Origin of the sequence: Vibrio sp. 99-8-1, from assembly GCF_013114595.1 — a bacterium.
In the GTDB taxonomy this organism is placed as follows: domain Bacteria; phylum Pseudomonadota; class Gammaproteobacteria; order Enterobacterales; family Vibrionaceae; genus Vibrio.
The window spans coordinates 60,277-82,862 of record NZ_VTXE01000003.1 but is presented as its reverse complement, the minus strand read 5'-3'; the positions used below and the strand labels follow the sequence as shown (position 1 = coordinate 82,862).

At 42.8% G+C, this 22,586-nt stretch carries 18 protein-coding genes; 9 read left to right on the top strand and 9 right to left on the bottom strand.

What is annotated here, in order from left to right; translation table 11 throughout:
- Positions 1-233: 233 nt before the first annotated feature.
- Positions 234-1,439, bottom strand: coding sequence for a purine nucleoside transporter PunC (gene punC / locus F0227_RS02235; RefSeq protein WP_171751532.1), 1,206 nt, complete (start codon positions 1,437-1,439; stop codon positions 234-236).
- Between the two features lie 140 nt (positions 1,440-1,579).
- Between punC and punR the strand changes: the two genes are divergently transcribed.
- Both punR and F0227_RS02225 read left to right on the top strand, forming a co-directional pair.
- Complete coding sequence (gene punR, locus F0227_RS02230) at positions 1,580-2,479, top strand: DNA-binding transcriptional activator PunR (RefSeq protein WP_171751531.1); 900 nt, start codon at positions 1,580-1,582, stop codon at positions 2,477-2,479.
- 183 nt (positions 2,480-2,662) lie between these two features.
- Positions 2,663-3,352: a zinc metallopeptidase gene (locus tag F0227_RS02225; protein WP_171751530.1), complete on the top strand. Its 690-nt coding sequence runs from the start codon at positions 2,663-2,665 to the stop codon at positions 3,350-3,352.
- Positions 3,353-3,585: 233 nt separating this feature from the next.
- Here the strand turns inward: F0227_RS02225 and F0227_RS02220 are convergent, their stop codons facing one another.
- Entirely contained in the window at positions 3,586-4,449 is an 864-nt protein-coding gene (locus F0227_RS02220; RefSeq protein WP_171751529.1) for an AraC family transcriptional regulator, read from the bottom strand.
- 511 nt (positions 4,450-4,960) lie between these two features.
- Here F0227_RS02220 and F0227_RS02215 point away from each other — a divergent pair.
- The 5 genes from F0227_RS02215 (at position 4,961) to F0227_RS02195 (ending at position 13,985) form a co-directional block, all read left to right on the top strand.
- Complete coding sequence (locus F0227_RS02215; protein WP_171751528.1) at positions 4,961-7,441, top strand: DEAD/DEAH box helicase family protein; 2,481 nt, start codon at positions 4,961-4,963, stop codon at positions 7,439-7,441.
- A 211-nt stretch (positions 7,442-7,652) separates the two neighbouring features.
- Complete coding sequence (locus tag F0227_RS02210; protein WP_171751527.1) at positions 7,653-7,955, top strand: hypothetical protein; 303 nt, start codon at positions 7,653-7,655, stop codon at positions 7,953-7,955.
- Between the two features lie 368 nt (positions 7,956-8,323).
- Entirely contained in the window at positions 8,324-9,697 is a 1,374-nt protein-coding gene (locus F0227_RS02205) for a TolC family protein (protein ID WP_171751526.1), read from the top strand.
- Positions 9,698-9,700: 3 nt separating this feature from the next.
- On the top strand, positions 9,701-10,849 hold the full coding sequence (locus F0227_RS02200; protein ID WP_171751525.1) for an efflux RND transporter periplasmic adaptor subunit: 1,149 nt from the start codon (positions 9,701-9,703) through the stop codon (positions 10,847-10,849).
- Positions 10,842-13,985, top strand: a complete 3,144-nt coding sequence (locus F0227_RS02195; RefSeq protein WP_171751524.1) for an efflux RND transporter permease subunit — start codon at positions 10,842-10,844, stop codon at positions 13,983-13,985. Before F0227_RS02200 ends, F0227_RS02195 begins: the two co-directional genes overlap by 8 nt.
- 235 nt (positions 13,986-14,220) lie before the next feature.
- Here F0227_RS02195 and F0227_RS02190 read toward each other — a convergent pair whose 3' ends face one another.
- Positions 14,221-14,865 (bottom strand): DsbA family protein, encoded by a 645-nt coding sequence (locus F0227_RS02190; RefSeq protein ID WP_171751623.1) that lies wholly within the window; start codon positions 14,863-14,865, stop codon positions 14,221-14,223.
- Positions 14,866-15,025: 160 nt separating this feature from the next.
- On the opposite strand from F0227_RS02190, the gene F0227_RS02185 reads away from it, so the two are divergent.
- Entirely contained in the window at positions 15,026-15,700 is a 675-nt protein-coding gene (locus F0227_RS02185) for a haloacid dehalogenase type II (protein WP_171751523.1), read from the top strand.
- Between the two features lie 25 nt (positions 15,701-15,725).
- Here the strand turns inward: F0227_RS02185 and yghU are convergent, their stop codons facing one another.
- The 3 genes from yghU to F0227_RS02170 form a co-directional block, all read right to left on the bottom strand.
- Complete coding sequence (gene yghU / locus F0227_RS02180) at positions 15,726-16,586, bottom strand: glutathione-dependent disulfide-bond oxidoreductase (RefSeq protein WP_171751522.1); 861 nt, start codon at positions 16,584-16,586, stop codon at positions 15,726-15,728.
- 194 nt (positions 16,587-16,780) lie between these two features.
- The gene (locus F0227_RS02175) at positions 16,781-17,470 is read right to left on the bottom strand and encodes a glutathione S-transferase family protein (protein ID WP_171751521.1); all 690 of its coding nucleotides are present in this window, start codon (positions 17,468-17,470) and stop codon (positions 16,781-16,783) included.
- A gap of 272 nt (positions 17,471-17,742) precedes the next feature.
- Entirely contained in the window at positions 17,743-18,336 is a 594-nt protein-coding gene (locus F0227_RS02170) for a TetR/AcrR family transcriptional regulator (protein ID WP_171751520.1), read from the bottom strand.
- Between the two features lie 352 nt (positions 18,337-18,688).
- On the opposite strand from F0227_RS02170, the gene F0227_RS02165 reads away from it, so the two are divergent.
- Positions 18,689-19,318, top strand: coding sequence for an ElyC/SanA/YdcF family protein (locus F0227_RS02165; protein WP_216613302.1), 630 nt, complete (start codon positions 18,689-18,691; stop codon positions 19,316-19,318).
- 35 nt (positions 19,319-19,353) lie between these two features.
- Here the strand turns inward: F0227_RS02165 and F0227_RS02160 are convergent, their stop codons facing one another.
- From F0227_RS02160 to F0227_RS02150, 3 genes are all read right to left on the bottom strand, one after another.
- Positions 19,354-20,700: an MATE family efflux transporter gene (locus tag F0227_RS02160; protein ID WP_301338341.1), complete on the bottom strand. Its 1,347-nt coding sequence runs from the start codon at positions 20,698-20,700 to the stop codon at positions 19,354-19,356.
- A 118-nt stretch (positions 20,701-20,818) separates the two neighbouring features.
- Positions 20,819-21,535, bottom strand: a complete 717-nt coding sequence (locus tag F0227_RS02155; RefSeq protein ID WP_171751518.1) for a FadR/GntR family transcriptional regulator — start codon at positions 21,533-21,535, stop codon at positions 20,819-20,821.
- A 127-nt stretch (positions 21,536-21,662) separates the two neighbouring features.
- Entirely contained in the window at positions 21,663-22,439 is a 777-nt protein-coding gene (locus F0227_RS02150) for an SDR family NAD(P)-dependent oxidoreductase (protein ID WP_171751517.1), read from the bottom strand.
- Between the last annotated feature and the right edge of the window lie 147 nt (positions 22,440-22,586).

The following is a 22,586-nucleotide window of genomic DNA, read 5'->3' as shown; positions in this document are numbered from 1 at the left end:
CCTGTAGCTACTGAATAGTGTTTAAGTGCCTTTACTGCATATCTGAAATGGCTTGCTTCGACATCTGCCGTATGAGCTAAGAGAAATCTGGTATTGTATAAGGCATCTTCTTTGGAGTAACCCATGTGTTTTTCCATCCAATTCAATTCTCAGAATAAACTATCCCAGCCTGTGTTTAGTGTTATTGATTTTGAGTGGAAATAAGTGGGCGCCTTAGTCGCCCACTTTTATATTTACTCGTCGCTAACAACTCGTGAGTTGTCAGGAACAGTCAGCTCTTTTGTTAGTGCGGGTGTCGCAATGAGGTAACTCATCCACATTAACGCTAAACAACCTAGAACAACGTAACCAACAGCAGATTGAGCAACAGCCGCAAATGTGGCGACTAATGCACTCGCCAAGCTACTAATTCCAATCTGTAAGCTGTTTTGTAACCCAGCAGCGGTTGCTGAACAGTGCGATGCGCTTGATAGAGCCCGGTTTACTACAATAGGATATAAAGCGCCGTTAGCAGAGGCGAGTAAGCAGAACGGAGCTAAGATTGGCCATACGCTGGTTAGTTCCCACTGACATGCTGTAAAAACAAGCAGTATTGCGACCGTTTCCAATCCTAGTAGTTGCTTTAATACTGCTTCATCACCTAGTTTAGCGACCAATTTCTTACCTATATAGCCACCCAACATAAATGCGATAGTTTGTGGAATAAAGCTTAATCCGATGCTCTTAGCTGAGTACCCTAGTTGGTTCATAATCTCCGGCATACCAGTTAGGTAAGCGAAGAAAGCGGCAGAAGTCACTGAGAATAACAGCACATTACCGACATATTTTCTTGAGCTAATAAGGCTTTTTAGATCGGCACCAATTGACGGTGGCGTTACGTCTGTTTTCTTATGTTCTTTCATAGACAGAGTAACGATCGCTAATAGAACACTAGTAATGGCTAGTACCACAAAGATACTGTGCCATCCCCATAATTCAGTCAATAGCACACCAAGCTGAGGAGCTAGTGCTGGAGATAGAGCAACCAGTGGCATGATGGTAGCAAAAATCTGCTGACGGGCTTTTTTATCGAATTTGTCAATCACCATAGATTGCCAAATAACAGCGGCAGCACTGACACCTATAGCTTGCAACGTACGTAATGTCAGTAATTGCCATACCTCTTGGCTCCACGCGAGCCCTATTGAAGCAATAGTAAAAATAGTCAATCCAGCAAACAGCGTTTTACGGTGTCCGAAACGGTCACTAGCTAGCCCCCATAAGAATTGGCCTAGCCCCATACCAACTAAAAAGACCGTTAATGATAACGCAACTTGTTCCGGCCCAGTGGCAAAGTCTTGTTCAATCAATTTAAACGCAGGCAAATACATGTCGGTAGCTATAAAACCTAACATGGATAACGCAGCAAGATAGATAAGTTGTAGTTTAGATATTTTCATTAATATTCCTTGAATATTTTTCACAGGAATGAGTTGGCGCCAGCCCATATTTTTTGGTGGACTGCATTCTATTGTTGGATTTTAAAAAAATAAAACGTTATATTTTGTAGTTACCTATCAAAAAATTTGAAAGCTATAATATGTATTCTCGTTCATCGTTAGAAATGCTTGATGTGGTGGCTCGATTAGGAAGTTTTAGTGCCGCGGCAGAGACTTTGCATAAAGTCCCTTCTGCGATTAGTTATAGCGTGAGGCATATAGAACAAGAGCTTGGAGTTAAGCTGTTTAACAGATTACCGAGAAAGGTTGAATTAACCCCCGCGGGCGAAGTCTTTATGGTCGAAGCAAGACAAATGCTGCGTAAAATGGATGAGCTTACACACCAGACGCGCCGTACAGCTCTTGGGTGGCAAAGTAGTTTAAAGTTAACATTAGACGATGTGGTTCGAGTTGATAGACTACCGAAACTTATTGAAGACTTTTATCAAGAATTTGAATTTGCCGAGCTGCAAATCAATATGGAAGTCTATAACGGTTCTTGGGAAGCGATTTCCCAGCAACGTGCGGATATTGCTATAGGAGCGACAACCGCTATTCCGGTAAGCGGTGATTATGGCGTCAAGAAAATAGGCCGCTTGGATTGGGCTCTAGTTATGTCACCTTCCCATCCATGTGCTCATCCTGCGCATTTAGATGAAGCTTTCGTTAGCCAGTTTACCGCTATCTGTCTTGATGACACATCAAGGATGTTGCCTAAACGTCACAATGAGCATTACCCAAAACAGAGACGATTATTGCTGCCCAACTGGTTTACCGTAATAGAATGTTTAAAAAAGAATGTTGGGATTGGGTATATGCCGAGACATATAGCGCAACCACTTGTTGATTCTGGCATGTTAGTGGAGCGTACTTTGAATGGTGCTCAACTGCCAAGTGAGTGTTGCTTAGTGTGGAGAAAGCACGACAATCATAACTTATTGGATTGGATGGTAAATTATTTAGGTGATGAAACGAAATTGTATCGGGACTGGTTAAAATAATAAGATGAATTGAAGTCACCATACCATCCGACACTTCTATGATCGGAGATTCTTTTGCCTTTGCAATCTGTTTATCGCTGCTTAAGGTGCCTGTCTTTGCAAGAGCTTCGTTCTTTGTGTGATGGCAAAAAGAGAAATGTGATATATGCTGTATGTTTTAGTTGCTTATGATACGTTGATTAAATGATCTGGATAGTCATATTACTCATAATCGCGTCATGCGTATTCCTGCCGAACTTGTGGGTCAGGCATGTGATGGAAAAGTACAAACAGCCAGTTGATCGCTATCGCGAGCAGGGAAGTGGTGCTGAACTTGCGCGCCATCTGCTGGACAGCTACGGTCTGGGCGACGTCGGGGTAGAGGAGACCTCTGCCGGTGATCACTATGATCCAGCCGGAAAGGCTGTGCGTCTGACGCCAGACAATTATTCAGGGTACTCCCTGACTGCGGTGACTGTGGCCGCACATGAAGTAGGACATGCCATTCAGGATTCACGTAACGAGGCATTGTTCCTGACCCGACAGAAACTCGTGAAGGCTGCCGTTGTCGGCGAGCGTATTGCTGGCATGATGTTAGTGGCTGCTCCCATTGTCCTAATGCTAACTCGCCTGCCACAGGCGGGAGCGCTAATGATAGCGATCGGCGTTGTTTCAATAGCACTAGGTACCTTAGTGCACCTAGTGACTCTTCCAGTTGAGTTCGATGCCAGTTATGGCAAGGCGTTACCGCTCCTGAAGGAAGGTGACTATCTGCACGATGGTGACCTGAAGCATGCGGAGAAAATTCTCAAGGCGGCGGCGCTGACCTATGTCGCTGCATCGTTGACCAGCTTATTAAACTTAGGGCGATGGATCGCGGTGCTCCGTCGGTAGTGACGGCTTGATCCCATAGGCTAGCGAGTGCGGTGCCATAGAGCGGGTTTTCACCTGCATGTTTGTTATCTCATTTTTTCAGTGGCGAATCGTACCACTGAGAACGCAGAACTTTTGCTAATAATTGGCAGCGTTGAAATTGTGGAATAAATCTCCGAAACCTAGCAACACGTACCAAATCGGCGGCGGTTTGTTTTTACATCAATATGCCGGCCACCGCTCATAGCTCCTTATTATTTTATCGGAAGGTAGATCTCCGTTAACAACTCACATTCATCTACTTCATGAACAAAATTCAAGTAACGGAAGAAACAAGGGAAATCCCTTAAATCTTCACCGCTCTCTGGCAGCCATTTTTGATACAAGTAATTCAAGGTGTCACCAATAGTGTTATGGCTTCCCTTATGAATAACAATGGCACACCTACCACTTGGTATAACTCCATATTTCACACCATAAGCATTTGCTGGAACCTCGCCTTCGTGCGAACCGCAGATATCAAACTGGAACTCATCTTCTGGCGTGTTGCGTGGGTCAGAGTGTGGGATTCCAAATGTTTCACTAGTTTTAATTGGAGATAATCCTGTTGATTTTCTCCAATTTATAAATTTGGCGACCGTCTCATATACTTGGTCGGGGCTACCTTTATGCTCAATTAGTGCTACCTCTCTTTTATCGAAATCAACGAGTTGAACATTCATTACATTTTTTCCTATTATCGGTGGATGATATTCATACTTTGAGTGCCAAGAGCGCCACTCAGGTTGATTTCTAAATTGAGATGGTGACTGTCCAAATATCCTAGAAAAAGCACGAGAAAAAGCTTCTAGGCTCTCAAATCGGGCTTCAAAAGCGATATCTGTAACGCTGTACTCTGACTCGAACGCTAATCTGAAAGAAGCACGTTTCAATCTTACCAGCAACACGTACTGCATGGCACTAATCCCCATATACGACATAAAGATACGATGAAAATGGTACTTTGAACTAGCAGCAACATCACTTAGTTGATCGAGAGAGAACTCATCATCTAGGTTCCCATCTATAAAATCGCATACTTTTTTTATCTGTCGTTCATGGCGCTTTGTAACGTGCATAATTTTTGGGTGCCCAATTAAGAAATCGTAATAATGATACCTACGGAAAATTAGTTTAGCCTGATTGAAATTGCGGGATAGTGGTCAGTATATAGTTAACATGGAGCGAGTAGATATGCCTAATTTACGCATTGCACCTAAACAAGCGTTATCGCTCTTCATTTTGGGATACTAAAATTTATCTAACAATAGCTAAATTAAAGATGCCCTGACACGCCTTTGTCCAGAGACGTTTCAGCGAGTGTTGTAACTCGTCTTTGCCCCGAAATGATTTAGGGTCTCTTTTATTAGTCCTGCTTGAGTGGCTACTTACTCTAATTTTGGTAATGAATTTATACGCACTTGATCAACCATGTATGGGTTGTGTGATCTCTAGTCATTTGACGGCGATTCATTGCCGTAATCAACTTTAACTTCAAAAACATTTGGAATGGCTGTGAAGCTGGTCGTTGTATTGTCACTCTTATATGAATATAGTTGGCTAAACACTAGCGTGCAATAAGGGAAATAAATGTTAGATTTTAGTCAGTTAGGCGGCACGAACCCTGTTGATAGCTCTTTCAATCCACGAGAGATCTTTCAGGCTTTGCCCAAAGTTAGCGGAAAGTTTCAGTACCCACGTGATGTTCAAAGTCAAGTTTGGACGAAGTGGTATGACAGAAGGGATACGAACAACTTAGTGATCAAGATGAATACTGGCGGTGGTAAAACGTCAGTGGGTCTACTTGTGTTAAAAAGTTGTTTGAATGAAAAGAAAGGACCTGCGGTCTATGTCGTACCTGATAACTATCTTGTAGATCAAGTAGTATCGGAAGCCAAAGAACTTGGCATTGATACGACAAAAAATCCGCATGACCCGAGATATCTATCAGGTAATAGTATACTTGTGATTAATATTCATAAGCTTGTGAATGGTCGTTCTGTTTTTGGTGTTGATGATGAAGGCATTAAAGTGCCTATTGGAAGTATCATTATTGATGATGCTCATGCATGTTTAGATACTGTTGACCAGCAATTTACAATGGAGATCCCCAGTACTTCTCCTTTATACAATGAACTACGTTCTACATTTGACAGCGTTCTGGAAAGGCAGAATTATGCTAAATATCATGAGATCTTAAGCGGTGACCCAAGTGCTTTCTTGCAAGTACCTTTCTGGAGCTGGCAAAAGCAACAGGCAGTAGTTACACAATCACTTGTAAAATACAAAAATGAACGTGTCATCGAGTTTTCATACCCGCTGCTTAAGAACCACCTCCAGTTAGCAAACTGCGTGTTTAGTGCAGATAAGGTCGAGATTTCTCCTCATTTCATCCCTATTTCTGTAATACCAGCATTGGGACAAGCAACACGTAAGATCTTTATGACTGCAACGCTTGCAGACGATAGTATTCTTTCTACTCATTTCGGAGTGAGACCTAATGAACTATCCAATCCGATAACTCCTGATAGTGCCGGAGATGTCGGTGACCGCATGATCTTGCTACCTCAAGTTATTAACCCACAAATAACAGACGAAGATATACAACAACTATGCACAAGCGTGTCTAAAAAACACAATGTGGTAGTTATTGCCCCGTCTACATATCGCGCTAAACAATGGGAAGGTGTTGCTGATCTGACATTGAGTTCAAGCAATATTAGTGAAGGGGTTGCTAGATTGAAAACTCAACACGTTGGCTTAGTGGTTCTAAATAACCGTTATGATGGCATTGACCTACCTCAAACGGCCTGTAGGCTCTTAGTTATAGACGGTTTACCTGATGCTAGAAATTTGATCGATAGAGTGAAGCAGTCTTCACTGATGTCTAGTAACTATGACAATGTTGAGAAGATTCAACGTATCGAGCAAGGTATGGGGCGTGGGGTCCGTTCAAGCGATGACTATTGTGTGGTTTTACTAACTGGCAAGGGACTGACAAGCACCATCTATACAGATAATGCTATCGAAAACTTCTCACCAGCTACTCGTGCACAGATGAACATATCGGAGAGTGTTGCAGCGCAGGTCGCAGATAAACCTGCTTCAGAGTTGGAAAAGTTAATGGACTACTGTTTACTTCAAGATGCGCAGTGGGTAGGGTTTAGTAAAGGGCAACTCGCTCAGTTGACTTATGAAGAACGAGCCGAAAGTAAACCAATTAAGCTTTCGCTTTATGATGCCTACTTATCAGCGATCCGTGGTGATGTTAATGGCGCATGTCGCATAATTGAAGCAACAGCGAATGCTTGCGACGATAACGCTTTAAAAGGATACCTAAAGCAAGTATTAGCTGAATATACGAACATCAATGATGAAAGTCAGGCTCAGTTGATACTGCTTAATGCAAACACCTATAACCAAAGGCTTTTAAAGCCATTGTCTGGACTTAGCTACACTAAAGTCAATGGTTTAACTCAAGAACAAGCAGAGCAGTGCTCAAGCTATTTAAGTAGTAAGTTCTTGATAAAAAACAAAATGATTATTGCTGCAAATGCTGTTATCGACGACTTGTATTTCAAACCTAAGTCAGCGAATAAGTTTGAAGTTGCAATGGATAACCTAGCCAAAATGTTAGGCTTCAATAGTCAACGCCCAGAACTTGCTTATAACAAAGGACCAGATAACCTCTGGTCTATTGGGAATCAGCAGTATTTGGTTATTGAGTGTAAAAATGAAGCTACCTCTGACACAATAAACAAAAGCTACTGTAATCAACTAAATGGTTCTTCCACATGGTTTGAAAACCAGTATGATTTTACGAGTCAGCATACACCGATAATGGTTCACCCTTCGGTACAGTTTGAATACGCATCTTCACCTAAGCCGACTATCCGTATTGTCAATGACCAAAAGTTACAAGAACTTCGTAACAACGCTCTCAGCTTCTTTGAGTCTATCTCTACTCATAACGAGATTAATAATGTCGATGCAATACGTGAAAAGTTGGCAACCTACAAGCTTCGAGGTCAGGATATAGTTGAACACTATACTGTACCTTTTAAAGGATAGCATCAATGACACCTAAGGGAGCGAACGCTTCCTTAGGTGTACAGCAGTAGCAAAGTCACTAACTCAGAATTGCCCATTACCTTCACAATCTGAATTTTAACATACGATGAAAGTCTTTCAGCCCATTGAAATTACGAATAACAACCCTTATGTATATCAACACCTTGCATAATAAAGGTTTGTTTTTCTATTAATTTAAACTGAGGCACACATGTCAAAGAAAGAAAATGCTAAAAAAGTCGGAAAGTGGCTACGAGAAAATGCGGATCCAAAGCTTTCAGAAACTAGAACTGGTGGTGATGAGCCAGCAGTTAAGGAAGATCGAGAGTATCTTAATCGAAGTGAATTATATGAAGTAAGGGATGTAATTGTTCGCTATATTGACGAGGCGAAAAAATCATACTCAGATACTATTTGTAAGAATGCTTACAATAAAATCAAGGAGTTTCGCCCAGGTTCAAAAGTTAAAACTCAAGATTTCTTAGATCATCTACTTGGTAAAGTAGATAAATAATTTAATAGGGGCTTCTAGCCCCTATTGTTTACTTTACTGATGGCTGAATACCTTCGAGTTTGTAGAGTGTAAATGTTCATTTTTTCAACCTCAACTTATTCAAAGCCACCTGATGAGAGTTGCAACTCTAAATCATTCCTGTCCAGAGACGTGTCAGCGAGTGTTGTAACTCGTTGAGATAATGGAAAATGGGGAGAGTTGACGCAAGCTATTCGCTTTCCTGTTGAGGGAGGCGTAATTAGCCACTTATGGCTAATAATTGAAAGTTAGCTGTTTAAGGCTAAACGACTCATGGAGCTTGTCATCACTTTTCACCTCTGATTCACCTAGCGTGAGCTATAAATTTGCCCAAATGATTAGGGTGAATTATGTTTTACAACAAAAGCAGTATAAAGATCGTGTTTGCGGCTGGGCTCGTTGCCTTGCTCGCAGGGTGCAGTTCTTCGGGCTCTCAGCAAGAGTATGCCAACAAAAAAAATGAAGTCACTGTCCCTAAAAAATGGCAATCAACCAAGGCGTTTGCCAATGGTGACTTTACTGACCAACTATTACAATTGGTCAATCATGAGTCCGTGACTAAGTTGGTTCATGAAGCTTTAGCCGCAAACTACGACCTACGGTCTACCGCCACTCGGCTTAAACAGTCTCGTCTGTTGGAGCATCAAGCAGAGATAAAGAGTGAGCCCTCTTTAACCACCAGCTATCAAGCCTCTAGAGCAAAGCAAGGCAGCATAACCAACTCGCAAACCTTGTCGGTCAATATGAGTTGGGAATTAGATGTATGGGGCCGACTGGCTGACGCTTCAGACGCGGCATCAGCAACCTCCAAAGCAAGTGAGCTTGATTACCTTTACGCTCGAAACTCTTTAACCGCAAGGGTTATTCAAGCTTGGCTCGATATCAACTACCGCGCACAAATCATTGCCGTTGAGGAGCAGTGGGTGACCAGTTTAGTACACACCGAAGAAATCATCCTTGAACAGGTGCTTGATGGTGAAAAAGAGCAAGCTGATCTCGATGCGGCCAAAGCCTCTACCGAGAAAGTAAGAGCAACATTAATCTCAAGAAAACAGAGTCAAGCAATCGCGATTCGAAACCTGAATGTTCTGAGAGGCCAGTCTGAAGATGAGCACTCTGAAATCACCTTCGAACCCATCTCTGTCTCAACGCCACCGATCGCCGTATTAGGCGACGTTATTGGCTCAAGGCCAGATCTCATCGCCGCTTATCAAAGAATCATCGCAGCAGATAAAAACACCTCGGTCGCTTATAAGGAACTGCTTCCTAAGTTCACGCTTACCGCCTCAGCCAGCCGAACAGGAAAAACCATGAATCAACTGTTAGACAGTTCCTCGGCATGGAACTTAATTGGGGGAATCACTGCACCGATATTCAATCGAGACACACTTAAAAACAGTGCCAAGATTTCAGAATTGGATGCCAAATTAGCTTATCTCAATTATCAGAAACGACTGCTCAACGCGCTTACAGAAGTTGAAAACGCCTTTGATAAAGAGGTGTCACTGAAATCTCAAGAGTACCACCTAAGCAAAGCTTACCAACACTCCTTCGCCAGTATGCGTAATTATCAGCACCTCTATCAGGATGGGGCTAGCGGAGTACTGACACTGTTGGTTGCTAAACAGTCCACCTTTCAAACAAAAATACAGTTATTAGAAACCGAACAAGCCCGTTTCTCCAACCGAATTACCCTTGGACTTGCTCTAGGAATGGGAGTGTAGATTATGAAGAAGCCAATGATGAAAAAACTCAGCGCCAGCTTTCTGGCAATCCTATCTATACCCACCGCGGTCATATACACAAACTACGCCATCAGTAATCAGCCTGAAACCGTATCGGTTAAAAACGAAATCATGCTGCCGGGTGTCACGATTGAGCACCTGACATCGGGTGTTAACAACAGCATTATTGAAGGATATGGTGAAGTGGTCTCTTCTGAGACCTTATCCATTCAAGGACAAGTTTCAGGCCGGGTGGTTTGGAAATCTCAGCAGTTCAAAGTGGGTAAGCGGGTTAAAAAGGGAACCCTATTACTGCGTATTGAAGACTCGGACTATCAGGCGACCTTAGCTAATGCGAACAAAACCTTAGCCGATGCTCACTTAGCTCTGTTACTCGAACAGAGAAAACATAAGCGAGCTAAGGATAACTGGAAGAAATCGGAAATCTCAGGCAAGCCAACCAAGCTGGCATTAAGAGAGCCCCAGCTTGAAATCGCCAAATCTCAATACCTTGCCGCGAGTAAAGCGGTAAAAAATGCCGAGACAAATCTCGCCAATACCAAAGTGTATGCACCATTTGATGCGGTTGTCACGGCTCGTAATGTCACCAACGGAAGCTATGTTTCCCAAGCAAGTGCTATTGGTGAACTGAAAGCGTCGAAAACCGCGGAGATCAAGATTGCCTTATCAGAAAGAGAGTGGCAGCAACTTCCCAACTCACTTGATTCATTGCACGTCACTATCTCCTCCCCGAACAACAGTCAATACCAATGGAGTGGTCGCGTGTCTGATCTTGCATTGGTCATTGATCAGAGTACACGAACAAGAACCCTAACGGTCGTAATAGATTCACCACTATCGCAAGAGACACCTCTTCTATTTGGTAGTTTTGTTAACGTTCGTCTGAAAGGAAAAGCCATTCCCGACAGTTATGTTATCTCATCATCGTCACTTACTGCAGATGGGTATATCTGGTTTGAAAAGGAGAGTCAGCTGTTTAAATATAAAGCCAATACCCTGTTCAAAAATGCCAATCAAGTTGGTATTGCCCGAGGTCAACTCGACCCACAAATCAGTTTAGTTAAGAAGCCGTTATCTCATTACGTTGACGGTATGAAAGTGATTGCGACTGAGGAAAAAACCGATGGATAACATAAACCCTAATCAGGGTATTATCGCGTGGTTTACCCGTAACTCCGTGGCTGCCAATCTGTTGATGGTCTTAATTCTGGTCTCAGGATTGATTGCGATGTCCAAGCTTCGCACTGAAAGTTTTCCGGCCATTCCGCCCAATAGTGTTTCTATCGAGGTCAGTTTTGACAGTGGTTCAGCTCAATCGGCAGAAGAAGGTATCGCGCTAAAACTGGAAGAGGCGCTACAAGGTATCGACGGCATAAAGAGCATTCAAAGTAGCTCAACGGGTCAGGCTGTTTCGATGACCGTGACAAAAACCAGTAATTATAATTTGGATACTCTTTACCAAGATATCAAAAACAAAGTAGATGTTATCAGTACTCTGCCGCAACGGGCAGAAAAACCGGTTATAAATCGGGCAGTAGAAACCAATGGCGTGATATCCATAAGCTTATATGGTGACGTAAGCAACAAGGTCCTTCAGCAATATGCTGAACGCCTTCGTTCTCGACTCCTTGCCAATAGTGCTATCCCAAAAATCGATTATATTGGCAGGAAAAACGAGGAGATCACCATCCAAGTTGACGAGAGCAAACTTCAAGCCCTCGGCCTATCGCTGTCCGAAGTTGCACGCAAAGTGAGCGCGGCTTCCATTACCGATACGGGCGGTGAACTCAAGGGGAAAGGAGGCACACTAGTACTAAAAACAGAACAACAGAAACGCAGTGCAAAAGAGTTTGCGACCATTCCAATAAAACAACTTCCGAGTGGAAGGAGCCTCCGCTTATCGGATATTGCGGAGGTTAAAGATGACTTCTCCAGCAAAAATGCCTTAACACGTTATAAGGGCAATCCTTCTGTCGGGCTTAACGTTAATATGTATGGCTCTTCCAACATAACGGTTGTCGCCAAAGAGACCAAAAAAGTGGTCGATGAATTCAAGAGTACGCTGCCATCCAATATTCATATTGAGTTATGGAATGATCGCAGTGAACCCATTAAAAATCGCCTGTCGCTATTATTAAACAATAGCTTTATGGGGGTGATTCTGGTGATTGCGCTGTTGGCGACATTTCTAAATATTCGAGTTGCCTTATGGGTGGGACTTGGCCTACCGGTTATATTTTCCGGTGCCATGATCCTTATGAGCGATTCTCTCTTCGGAATGACGTTAAACGAAATGACCACATTTGGTTTTATCATGGCGTTGGGGATCGTGGTCGACGACGCGGTTGTAATCGGAGAAAGTGTCTATGAAGAGCGGGAAAAGAAAGGGCCGAGTATAGAGTCCACCATTTCAGGAGCCAAAAAGGTCGCCACGCCAACCACCTTTGGCGTCCTGACGACAATGGTGGCGTTTCTATCCATGAGTCTGGTAGAGGGAGAACTTGGCAAAATATTCGCACAATTCGCCTATGCGGCAACGTTTTGTTTATTCTTCTCTCTCGTCGAGTCGAAACTCATTCTACCGTCTCATCTCGCTCACCTGCGTATGCATTCAAACTCTAACAAGAGAAGTTTGGGCGGTTACTGGAACCGATTTCAACAAAAGGTGCTGGCTGGATTAAGCTATGTGACTCATCACTACTACAAACCGTTTCTTATCATCACCTTGCGCTATCGTTACGCGGCACTGGCGCTTTTTGTTTCGCTATTTGTGTTGGTTTTTGGCTCGGTACTATCTGGAAAAATCAAAATGGTTTTCTTCCCAGAGATATCAATGGACTTTATTGAGGTAACCGTTTTATTCAAAGACGATGCTGGCTACGGTTTAGTACAAAGAGAAGCGCTTAAAATTGAACGTTTAGCAGAGCAACTTAATGGCGACCTTATCAAAGAATTTGCTTTGGATATCGACCCCATTCAAAGCTTGTTAACCGAAACCTCAGATAACAGCATAACGTTAACCGCAGGACTGTCCGCTAACAACCAAAGACCCTTTGCTGCCACTGAAATTGCTAAGCGCTGGCAATCTATGGTGCCTGCACTAGAAGGGGTGGACAGCAGTAGTTTTAATGCTGATATGATTGCGGAAAAAGACATAAGCATTGAACTCAATAGTAATAACAGTCAAACATTAGAGCTTGCAGGAAACATTCTGACTAATGAGCTGGAAAAAATTAATGGTGTCTTTGGCGTTAAAAACGGATTGGCTGCCGCTCAAACTCAGGTTGACATAAATGTGAATCCCGAAGGTCAAGCGATGGGGCTGACAAATACGGAACTGCTTCAGCAACTTAAATTCGCCTACCAAGGACACGTTATTCAGCGGCTGCAAAAAGGACAAAATGAAGTAAAAGTGAAGATTCAATATCCAGATAATCGCCGAGAGACGCTCGATGATCTTCAATACGCGGATATCCACCTCGCCACGGGAAAAATTGTACCTCTAACATCAGTTGCCACCATTTCCACCCGATATGTCTCCAAAAGTATTGAACGAATTGATGGTAAGCGTGTAAACCAAATCACCGCAGATGTGGATAAAGCGACGACCTCACTGGATGATGTAATGAAAAGCCTCAACAGCGGCATTTTGCGCCAACTTCAGCAGAGCTATCCTGATCTGACTGTCTCAATTTCAGGCCAAGACAAAGAGAAAAGAGAGATAACGCAGTCGCTAGAAAGTGTCTTTATGATTGCTTTAATTGCCATTTATGCCCTGCTTGCGATACCACTTAAATCGTATCTTCAGCCCATTATCATCATGTTTGCCATTCCATTCGGCATTATTGGCGCTCTGCTCGGCCATATGTTGCACGGGATTCCTATTAGTTTACTGTCGCTATTTGGCATTCTTGCTCTCGCTGGGGTGGTGGTCAATGACAGTCTGCTCCTTATCTCTCGATACAATAGTGGCCGAGAAGCAGGGCTCACCGTTGTGGACGCTTTAGTCGATTCGGGAACTGGGCGTCTTAGGGCAATCCTACTCACGTCCACCACCACCTATTTTGGTCTAATGCCATTATTGGTTGAAACGTCACCGCAGGCACAATTTTTAATCCCTGCGGCAACCTCAATGGGCTATGGCATACTGTTTGCCACGATCATTACTTTGCTACTGATCCCGGCTCTCGTTATGGTGAATGAAGATTTAAATACATTGTTTAGTCGTAAAGAAAACCGAGATGACGTAGCGGAATTAGGCCATTAATATACTCAAGTGACTTCAAGGTGCTTGTTTAGCGAGAATTTATTGGCTGCTGATCAAGGCAGTGATTTGAAGGCATAGTCATTCTACGGCAAGAATCAGTAACAAAAACACCCCGTGAATTTCAATTTTTCACGGGGTGTTTTTAAATCACTTACATGGGTAATGTCAACGGTCAAAAATAGAGTTCGAAACTCTGTTGGTAAAAGCCTCTTCCCTAGATTTTATGTGAAATGAGTTACTCTTCTAACAGTTCGGTAAGTACTTGCTTAAATGTCTCTTGCGGTTGAGCACCTGTTAATGCACTAGTGCGGTTAAACACGACAGTAGGTACACCAGACACACCCATTTGTTGCAACTGCGCCTCCAACCCTTTTACTCGCTCTCTAATTTGCTCATCCGCCAGTGCGGCCAACGCATGTTCAGCAGCGATCCCTACCGACTCCGCTTCTTTAATCAGTACTTCGCGATCAGAAACATCTTTGTGTTCGGTAAAATAAGCTGAAAACAGACGTAATTTCAGCTCTGTCTGTTTACCTACCTGATGAGCAAAGTCCAATAACACATGAGCATCCAGCGTATTAACCATGTTCATCTCTTCAAAGAAATCAAACTGAAAACCGTACTGGGAGCCGTGCTGAGTAATGTTCGCTCTTGCTTGATCACTCTCTTCACGAGATGAGCCATATTTGCGGGCAATATGTTCCCGTAACCCTTCCCCTTCTGCAGGCATATCAGGGTTTAATTCAAACGGTTGCCACTCGATCTCAACCTTGTCTTGTATCGCCAACTCTTCAATCGCCGCTTCAAGATGCTTATAGCCGATTACGCACCAAGGACAGACAACGTCTGAAATGATATCGAGTTTAATTGTTTTGCTAATCCGAAGCCCTCTTCGCTTTAGACATTAGTAAAAAACCACCAGCCAATCACATTGGTTAAGCCTGGTGCTGCTTGAATCACTTTTTGTATATAAAAATAACCACTACTATTGAACCATCGTTCTCATCGATATTGCCAATAAGTGACAAGGAGTTGTAGACATGCAGAAAGTGATTCTTTTTGATATTAATGAAACCGTGTTGGATCTCAGTCCACTGCGCCCCAAGTTCAAGCTTTACTTAAATAATGAGAGCCATATGGACACTTGGTTCGCAATGCTACTTCACTCGTCAACGGTCTCCCTCATTACTGGGGTAAAAACAAATTTTAAACGGCTTGCCCACGCTGCTTTAGTCACTTTAGCGGCGCGTCTTAACACCACGCTATCTGACAACGAACTTGACGATATTGTCAGCACATTCGCCAATTTACCGCCTCACGACGATATATCACCGTCGTTAACCATGTTACGACGCGCCGGATTCAAGTTGGTCGCTTTTTCAAACTCATCCCTCACGCTGCTCGATGCGCAGCTAACTAACGCTAACATCATTCAGCAATTTGATGACGTCATATCGGTTGAAAGCGCTGGAACCTTTAAACCATCAAAGGATGCTTACCAATACGCACTTCAAGCAATCGGTGTATCGGCTAAAGATGCATGCTTGGTTGCCACTCATGACTGGGACACACACGGTGCGCTCTGTGCAGGGCTTAATGCCGCGTTTATCAATCGATTTAACACCCCTTACAATGCGATCTACAAAAAGCCAACCATTATTGGCGACACCATGACCAGCATCGCACAACAAATCATTGATGATAGAGTTAAGTAACTAAATAGAAATAATAGCAGTGCCGTTAAGAGCGCAAGTTTAGAACCTTATCTATATCTTGCGCAGAATGACGTTCAGGTACTTGCTCTGACGGTTCGCCAAATGAACGATTCACAATACGACCTCGCTGCACCGCTTCACGCGCTTCGAGCTGTTTTGCCCAACGCACAACATTGGTATAAGACTCTACCTGCAAAAACTCCGCTGCATTGTATAGTTTGCCTAATACTAGGTTGCCATACCAAGGCCAAATAGCCATGTCGGCAATGGTATATTCTTCACCAGATACATAGGTATTTTGCGCCAGTTGTTTGTCCAGAACATCCAATTGGCGTTTAGCTTCCATCGCAAAACGATTAATTGGGTATTCCAGTTTTTCATCAGCATAGGCATAAAAGTGACCAAACCCTCCTCCTAAAAATGGAGCAGAACCCTGTGCCCAAAATAGCCAGTTGAACGTTTGAGTTCTTGCCGGGCCGCTTTTTGGTAAAAACTGATCAAACTTCTCCGCCAAGTGAACAAGAATAGAAGCAGACTCAAACACGTTTACCGCATCATCACCGGTTTTATCAACTAAAGCAGGGATTTTAGAGTTAGGGTTCACACCGACAAAACCGGAAGAGAACTGATCTGACTCGCCAATATTAATTAAAAATGCATCATATTCTGCTTCTTTAATCCCGAGAGCTAATAGCTCTTCCAGCAAAATCGTTACTTTTTGACCGTTAGGCGTTCCAAGGGAATATAGCTGTAGTGAGTGCTCACCCACTGGCAATTCACGCTCAAACCTTGCACCTGATTCAGGTCGGTTTATGTTCGCCCATTGGTTACCACTACTCGGTTCGTTTTGCCAAACTTTTGGCGGTTGATACTGCTTATCACTCATAATTTATTCCTTTGTTCAAATTGATGTGATGAGTCTACAGACTGAGCTGATTACTTCACAACACATCACTGATGTAATCCGTATAATGGCGATTGCTCTTTAAATAAAAGTAGCAAACCAACAGATAGAATAACGGCTAATTGTTCTCTTTACGCTACATGCAAAAATGAAAACTGCTGGCTGACCACCCTAGCCTACTGTCCACGCTTCTGTTTCGGGAAGTTCGATGGAAATAGTGCACGCTTACTTTCATCATCAACCGAAGATTTAAAGTCAACGCCGTTGGCAATATTTCGTGCCACTGCCACTGCAGGACGGCTGTTAATTCGGTCAAACCAACGTTGCAAGTTTGGATATGATTGTAAATCATCATCACCTAACACTGGCTTCACTTTATCTATCCATCCCCACGCTGCAATGTCAGCAATAGTCAGTTGTTCACCAACAATATAATCACGCCCTTCTAGATGTATGTCTAATACTTCGTAGTGACGTTGTGCCTCACGCAAATAACGATTTTTTGCATAGGAAATCGACTCCGGAGCAGCATGATGAAAGTGCACTGACTGTCCCGAAAAAGGCCCAAGCCCTGACGCTATAAACATCATCCACGACAACAGCTCAGCACGCTCTTCCGCTTTTCCCGTCAGCTGACCTGTCTTCTCAGATAAATAAAGCAAGATCGCATTGGAATCAAACACTCGAACACCATTATCTAGGATAGCAGGTAGTTTTCCATTTGGATTGATAGCGCGGTATTCCGCTGAATGTTGCTCACCCTTTAGAGTATCCACAGCAACAAGCTCAAACGGTAAATCTGTTTCCGCTAGAAACAGCGCTACCTTCATTGGGTTTGGGGTTTGATGAAAAAAGAACTTAAGCATGAATAACTCCCTGTAATGATTTAAATGACACCGTGAACTCGTTGATTCGAGGCACTTTAATAGTGGTAAATACGGTGGCTCAGTGTTGACTTTAAATCACTATAGAACAATTTGAACGATCGCTCAATATCAATTTTGACCAATCGTTCAATTATTATATTATTAGTTATTCGATTGTGAATTAAGCGATGGGGTTGAAACGATAATCGACAGCCAGAGTTGATACCTCATGGCTGATTTTGGTCGATTAGAGATTGGTAGAAAAGCATGGTTTAAAAAGGAGACTGAACAAAAATGCCTTTTACTAAATCCGACAGTTCATCTTGATTTATGTTTCCTCGATTCACTCTGGCGTAATTTCTAAGTCCTAAAATCTGAATTTGTAGATGACGTGCTAGTCTGGCAGGATCTTTATCACTGGCGAGTTCCCCATTATCAATCGCCTGTTTTAGTAGAGCAGCAAACTTTCGCTCCATCTTTTGCATTAACTGCTGTGCAAACGCTAAAAGTTCAGCTTGATCATCGGTTAGTTCAGCAACGGTTTTTTGCAACATACACATGCCATTTGGGCTCTCTTTCTGAGAGTTAACAACCAGCCTTTGAGTAAACAACATCAAGCCTTCAACAATAGAGTCTGTGTCTTGTAGACAGAGCGATAACTGACGTTGGCCGAGCTCTGCATAGTGGGACAGCGACTGTTTAAACAACTCTTCTTTGCTACCAAAAGCAGAGTAGATGCTACCAGGGCGAAGATCTATCGTATCTTGTAGGTTTCGCATAGAAGTACCATTAAAGCCCTTTTCCCAATATAGGTTTGTGGCTTTCGCTATCACATCATCTCGGTTGAACTTTATCTTATTTACCATGAATAACTCTGTTTCCAATGATTCAATTACGCATCTCATCAAAGTGTAATTGAACTTTCGTTCAAAAACAATTTCACGTCCAACACTAAGCCTTAGCGAAAGACAAGACTCAAAGCCATCATTCAAAAAGTAAGTTTTACCAGATTGTAGTAGAATAAACATTCACCTAGCTTATTGATGTAAATCATCAAGCCTATTTTTACTTATAGTGTAGTTATTACCCATGGTTCTATTTCTTCTTAAAAAGGTCATTACTGTTTCAGTCATGCCTATAACCATAATATCTCTGCTTCTTTTGACCGCTATTTTACTTCATCGGTTTAAACCTAAACTGAGCCTCTTTAGCTTAGTCATGGCAACCACACTATTGCTTTTAGCAACATTACCACCTGTCTCAAATCGAGTTATGACCCAACTGGAAAATGAGTACCCCGCCTACTTAAATAAGGTCCCTAATATTGATTACATCGTGGTATTGGGTTGTGGGCACATAAGCTCGCCATCACTGCCGGTAACCAGCCAATTGGGCGTCTGTTCATTAGAGCGTTCAGTAGAAGCGCTACGAATTTACAATTTGCATCCAAACGCAAAAATCATCACCTCAGGCTATGCCGGATACGACTCGGTGACGAATGCGGAAAAAGTAAAACAAGCATTAATGTTACTTGGCGTCCCCCAACAAGCTATTCTTGCGGATGGCTCTTCTAGAGACACCGAAGAAGAAGCAAAACGTATTTATCCAATGGTTAAAGACGCCGATGTTATCCTAATCACCAATGCTTCACATATGCCTCGCGCCATGAACTACTTTAAGTCGCAAGGGTTAGATCCGATACCCGCGCCTACTGGCTATTGGGTAAAGAACTCAGATAAAGAGAAAACGTGGAACTATTACCTTCCTCATGGCGGGTTGCTCGCCCAAACAACGACTGCTTGGTATGAAGCTTTAGGGCAGTTTGTTCAATGGCTTAAGTCTATGTAGTGATTCTCATGTGATACCAATTATGGCTCGATAACTTAATCGTACATTAGATGATTCGCTTTGTTGCCATCAAACTCTGCGAGGGATTTTCGAGCCAAGCGACGAAACGGCCATGCTTTAACTATCTCCTCCAATGGTTGTATGGCAAATGCCCAGAAAATTGAACCATCAAAAACCAAGATCACTAGTGCGCATAACGGAATTGCAATGAGCCACTGGCCAGTAAAATTGATTTTAAATACATCCGTGGTTTTACCAAGAGCCCGCAAGATATGACCATGAACGGTGTTGTAGCCACGAACCACGGGTAAGAGAATATAGAGAGGAGCAATAACCGTTAATGCCTGATAAGTGGCATCATCTAACTCCGGATATATTGAAGATAAAAACAAACTTAACACAAGAAAGAAAACCGCAGAAAGACACGAAATAACCACCGCGATATCGATACTGACATCAACATTCTTATTTAAATCTTGCAGTTTCTTCGAGCCAATCGCTTGGCTAATAGTAATTGCTGACGAATGAGCCCAAGCAGTAATAAACTGCGTGCCTGCTCGTATCCATGGCATGATCAACGTAATCGCCACATAGGAGTGAATGGTAAGTTGCGAATATAAAAGCTGATAAATTGTTGCGCCAATTTGCAGCATGGTGACATTAGCCGCAACGGGAAAAATTTCCTTAAAATGATAAAGCATGTTTTCGATAACAGCAGGGCTAGGCGCTGGCAATGACACCTTAGCGCTATCATCAAATTTTATACACGAAAGCAGATACGCCATCCTAACGACTATCGCAACCACACTTCCTATCGCCGCGCCTTGCAGCCCTAATCCGGAGAAATCATTCACGCCATAAATCAGCAAATAGGAACATACGATGTTAATGGGTAGCTCAATTAAGTACCCCTTAAATGGCACTCGAGTTCGACCGCGTGCATTAAAAAAAGCAATTACAACCTGTGTAACTGCGTTAAACAAAACAAGGTACTTACTGATAGAAAGATAGGCATTAATTTCCTGATGAAGCTCAACATCATCTGTTAACGCAGATATTAATTCCTGATTAAACGCACTGATCATCAAGCAAAAAAATATCGCGATAATGACATTGATAAAAAGCCCTGAGCAAAAGCTTCGATTCAAAGCAAGCGAACTGCCTGAACCAACTGAACGGCTTAAAACCAACTGTGTACCATTGGCTAAAGCCATCTGAATGCCGAGGACAAAGGCGACAATGGTTGTTGCTATCCCCATCGCCGCAAGTGACACTTCCCCTAACGGAGAGATTAATAGGGTGTCTATCATTAACATCGACTGCATAAGCAGTGCATTCAATGCTAGCGGCCAAGCCAAAGATAGATTTTTGCGGATATACAGACTCTTGCAGTTATGAGATTGAGAAAACACGCCACGTCCTAATTTAATGCAGATACCAAGATGTCTTGAGCATTGGTAAATATTGATAAGCAGTGATTGATATTAAAGACCATTGCATTTAATAGTCGGTCGCTAACGCTATCTTCTGATTATGCTGCCCCAATAATAATTGTGATGCCTTCTTCGCATCGGCTTTGTTGCCAAGCATAATGGCGTTGTATATAGCTTGATGTTCGGCTAAACAGAAACGCCCACCTTCTGCCGCATGGTCAATAAATTGCTTAAAAATAGTAGAGAGAATATTGCTAAATGGAATATAGAACTGATTCCCTGTCGCAAGGAAAATAGCCTGATGAAACAAGTGGTCGTACTGTGTCCACTCTTGGTAATCCATTCGCTCTGCCGCCATACTCATCTCTTGAAAATAAATAGATAAAAGTTTGCGATGCTCTGCAGTAGCATTGACCGCAGCCAATGCACACGCTTCGGGTTCTATTGCTCTTCGCAAACCCAAAAACTGAGCCAGAAAAGGTTGGGTATTGTCGAGGTCTTGGATCCATTCTAAGAGTTGTGGGTCGAGAAATTGCCAGCATTTTCGAGGACGAACCGTTGTGCCAACTTTTGGTTTAGATTCAATTAACCCTTTGGCAGACAAAAGTTTGGTGGATTCTCTTAATGCGGTGCGGCTGACTCCAAATAACTCACACAGCTCTATTTCGCTGGGTAATTTCTCATTTGGCAGTATCTCGGCTGATAATATTTTTCGAGCAATTTGTCTTGCTACTTGAACATGAATCTTTCGGCTAGAACCTGCTACAGATAAAAATGTTGCCATGGTGTGCCTCTCGTATAGGTAAGTATGATGTCAAGTATGCTTGAGGCTCATAAATTAAAAGCCAGATACATAAATCTGGCTTTTAATTGGAGCGGTTGATCTAGCATAGTTGACTGTACACGCAATACTACGGTGCCATCTGTCCGCCGTTCACATCCAATATTTGCCCAGTGACATAACCTGCGCAGGCATGAGACGCAAAGAAAGCAAACGAAGGAGCGACTTCGTCAATGCGACCAAAACGGCCCATTGGAATGGTGCCAGAGATTGTTGCTCTTAGTTCGTCTGACTTACCATCATGGAAGGCAGTATCGATAGTGCCAGGCGATACAATATTGAAGCGGATATTATCTTTGGTGAACTCTTTTACCCAGTTACGGTGAATATCATGTAACCAAGCTTTAGATGCCGCATAAATACCAGCGCCTACACCGCCGCCTTCACGTGCCGCGATAGAGCCCGTACTGATCACACAAGATGTTTCACCCGATTCAGCCGCTGATGCACGTAAGAAAGGAATGGCGAACTTTGTCGTCATTAATGCAGAACGCGCATTGAGATTCATAACACGCTCGTAAAATTCATCATCGATGTTTTCTAAATTTTCACGTCCGCCAAGACCGCCTGCGTTATTAATGAGGATGTCTAAGCCACCAAAATGATCGGTAAATTCCGTTACCAGCTTATTACACTCTGATGTTTCCATAAGGTTAGCTTGGAAGAAAGCGACATCACCACCTAGCTCTTTTAACTCAGCAAGAGCGCTCTCTACTTCAGCACCTGCAATATGGCTGTTTATACCAATCTTGGCACCATATTTTGCAAATACTCGAGCTGTGGCCAGCCCCATACCAGCTGTAGAACCTGTAATAAGAACTCGTTTATTTTTTAAATCGTTAAACATTAGAATCTACCTATCGTTTTTTACACTTTAAATAATAATACAATACCACTTTTTATACACAAGCGAAAAAAGCCTATTCTCGACTTAATCTGTTAAATTAGGCGCAATAATGTGACGAAAATCACCTTATTAAGTGTCATTTTGAGC

Coding starts and splice junctions, on each gene's coding strand:
- F0227_RS02225 (WP_171751530.1), top strand. CDS start 2,663: ATGATCTGGATAGTCATATTACTCATAATCGCGTCATGCGTATTCCTG.
- F0227_RS02205 (WP_171751526.1), top strand. CDS start 8,324: ATGTTTTACAACAAAAGCAGTATAAAGATCGTGTTTGCGGCTGGGCTC.
- F0227_RS02220 (WP_171751529.1), bottom strand. CDS start 4,449: ATGCACGTTACAAAGCGCCATGAACGACAGATAAAAAAAGTATGCGAT.
- F0227_RS02195 (WP_171751524.1), top strand. CDS start 10,842: ATGGATAACATAAACCCTAATCAGGGTATTATCGCGTGGTTTACCCGT.
- F0227_RS02155 (WP_171751518.1), bottom strand. CDS start 21,535: ATGGCAACATTTTTATCTGTAGCAGGTTCTAGCCGAAAGATTCATGTT.
- F0227_RS02150 (WP_171751517.1), bottom strand. CDS start 22,439: ATGTTTAACGATTTAAAAAATAAACGAGTTCTTATTACAGGTTCTACA.
- yghU (WP_171751522.1), bottom strand. CDS start 16,586: ATGAGTGATAAGCAGTATCAACCGCCAAAAGTTTGGCAAAACGAACCG.
- F0227_RS02210 (WP_171751527.1), top strand. CDS start 7,653: ATGTCAAAGAAAGAAAATGCTAAAAAAGTCGGAAAGTGGCTACGAGAA.
- F0227_RS02165 (WP_216613302.1), top strand. CDS start 18,689: ATGGCAACCACACTATTGCTTTTAGCAACATTACCACCTGTCTCAAAT.
- F0227_RS02215 (WP_171751528.1), top strand. CDS start 4,961: ATGTTAGATTTTAGTCAGTTAGGCGGCACGAACCCTGTTGATAGCTCT.
- F0227_RS02175 (WP_171751521.1), bottom strand. CDS start 17,470: ATGCTTAAGTTCTTTTTTCATCAAACCCCAAACCCAATGAAGGTAGCG.
- F0227_RS02185 (WP_171751523.1), top strand. CDS start 15,026: ATGCAGAAAGTGATTCTTTTTGATATTAATGAAACCGTGTTGGATCTC.
- F0227_RS02170 (WP_171751520.1), bottom strand. CDS start 18,336: ATGGTAAATAAGATAAAGTTCAACCGAGATGATGTGATAGCGAAAGCC.
- punC (WP_171751532.1), bottom strand. CDS start 1,439: ATGAAAATATCTAAACTACAACTTATCTATCTTGCTGCGTTATCCATG.
- F0227_RS02200 (WP_171751525.1), top strand. CDS start 9,701: ATGAAGAAGCCAATGATGAAAAAACTCAGCGCCAGCTTTCTGGCAATC.
- punR (WP_171751531.1), top strand. CDS start 1,580: ATGTATTCTCGTTCATCGTTAGAAATGCTTGATGTGGTGGCTCGATTA.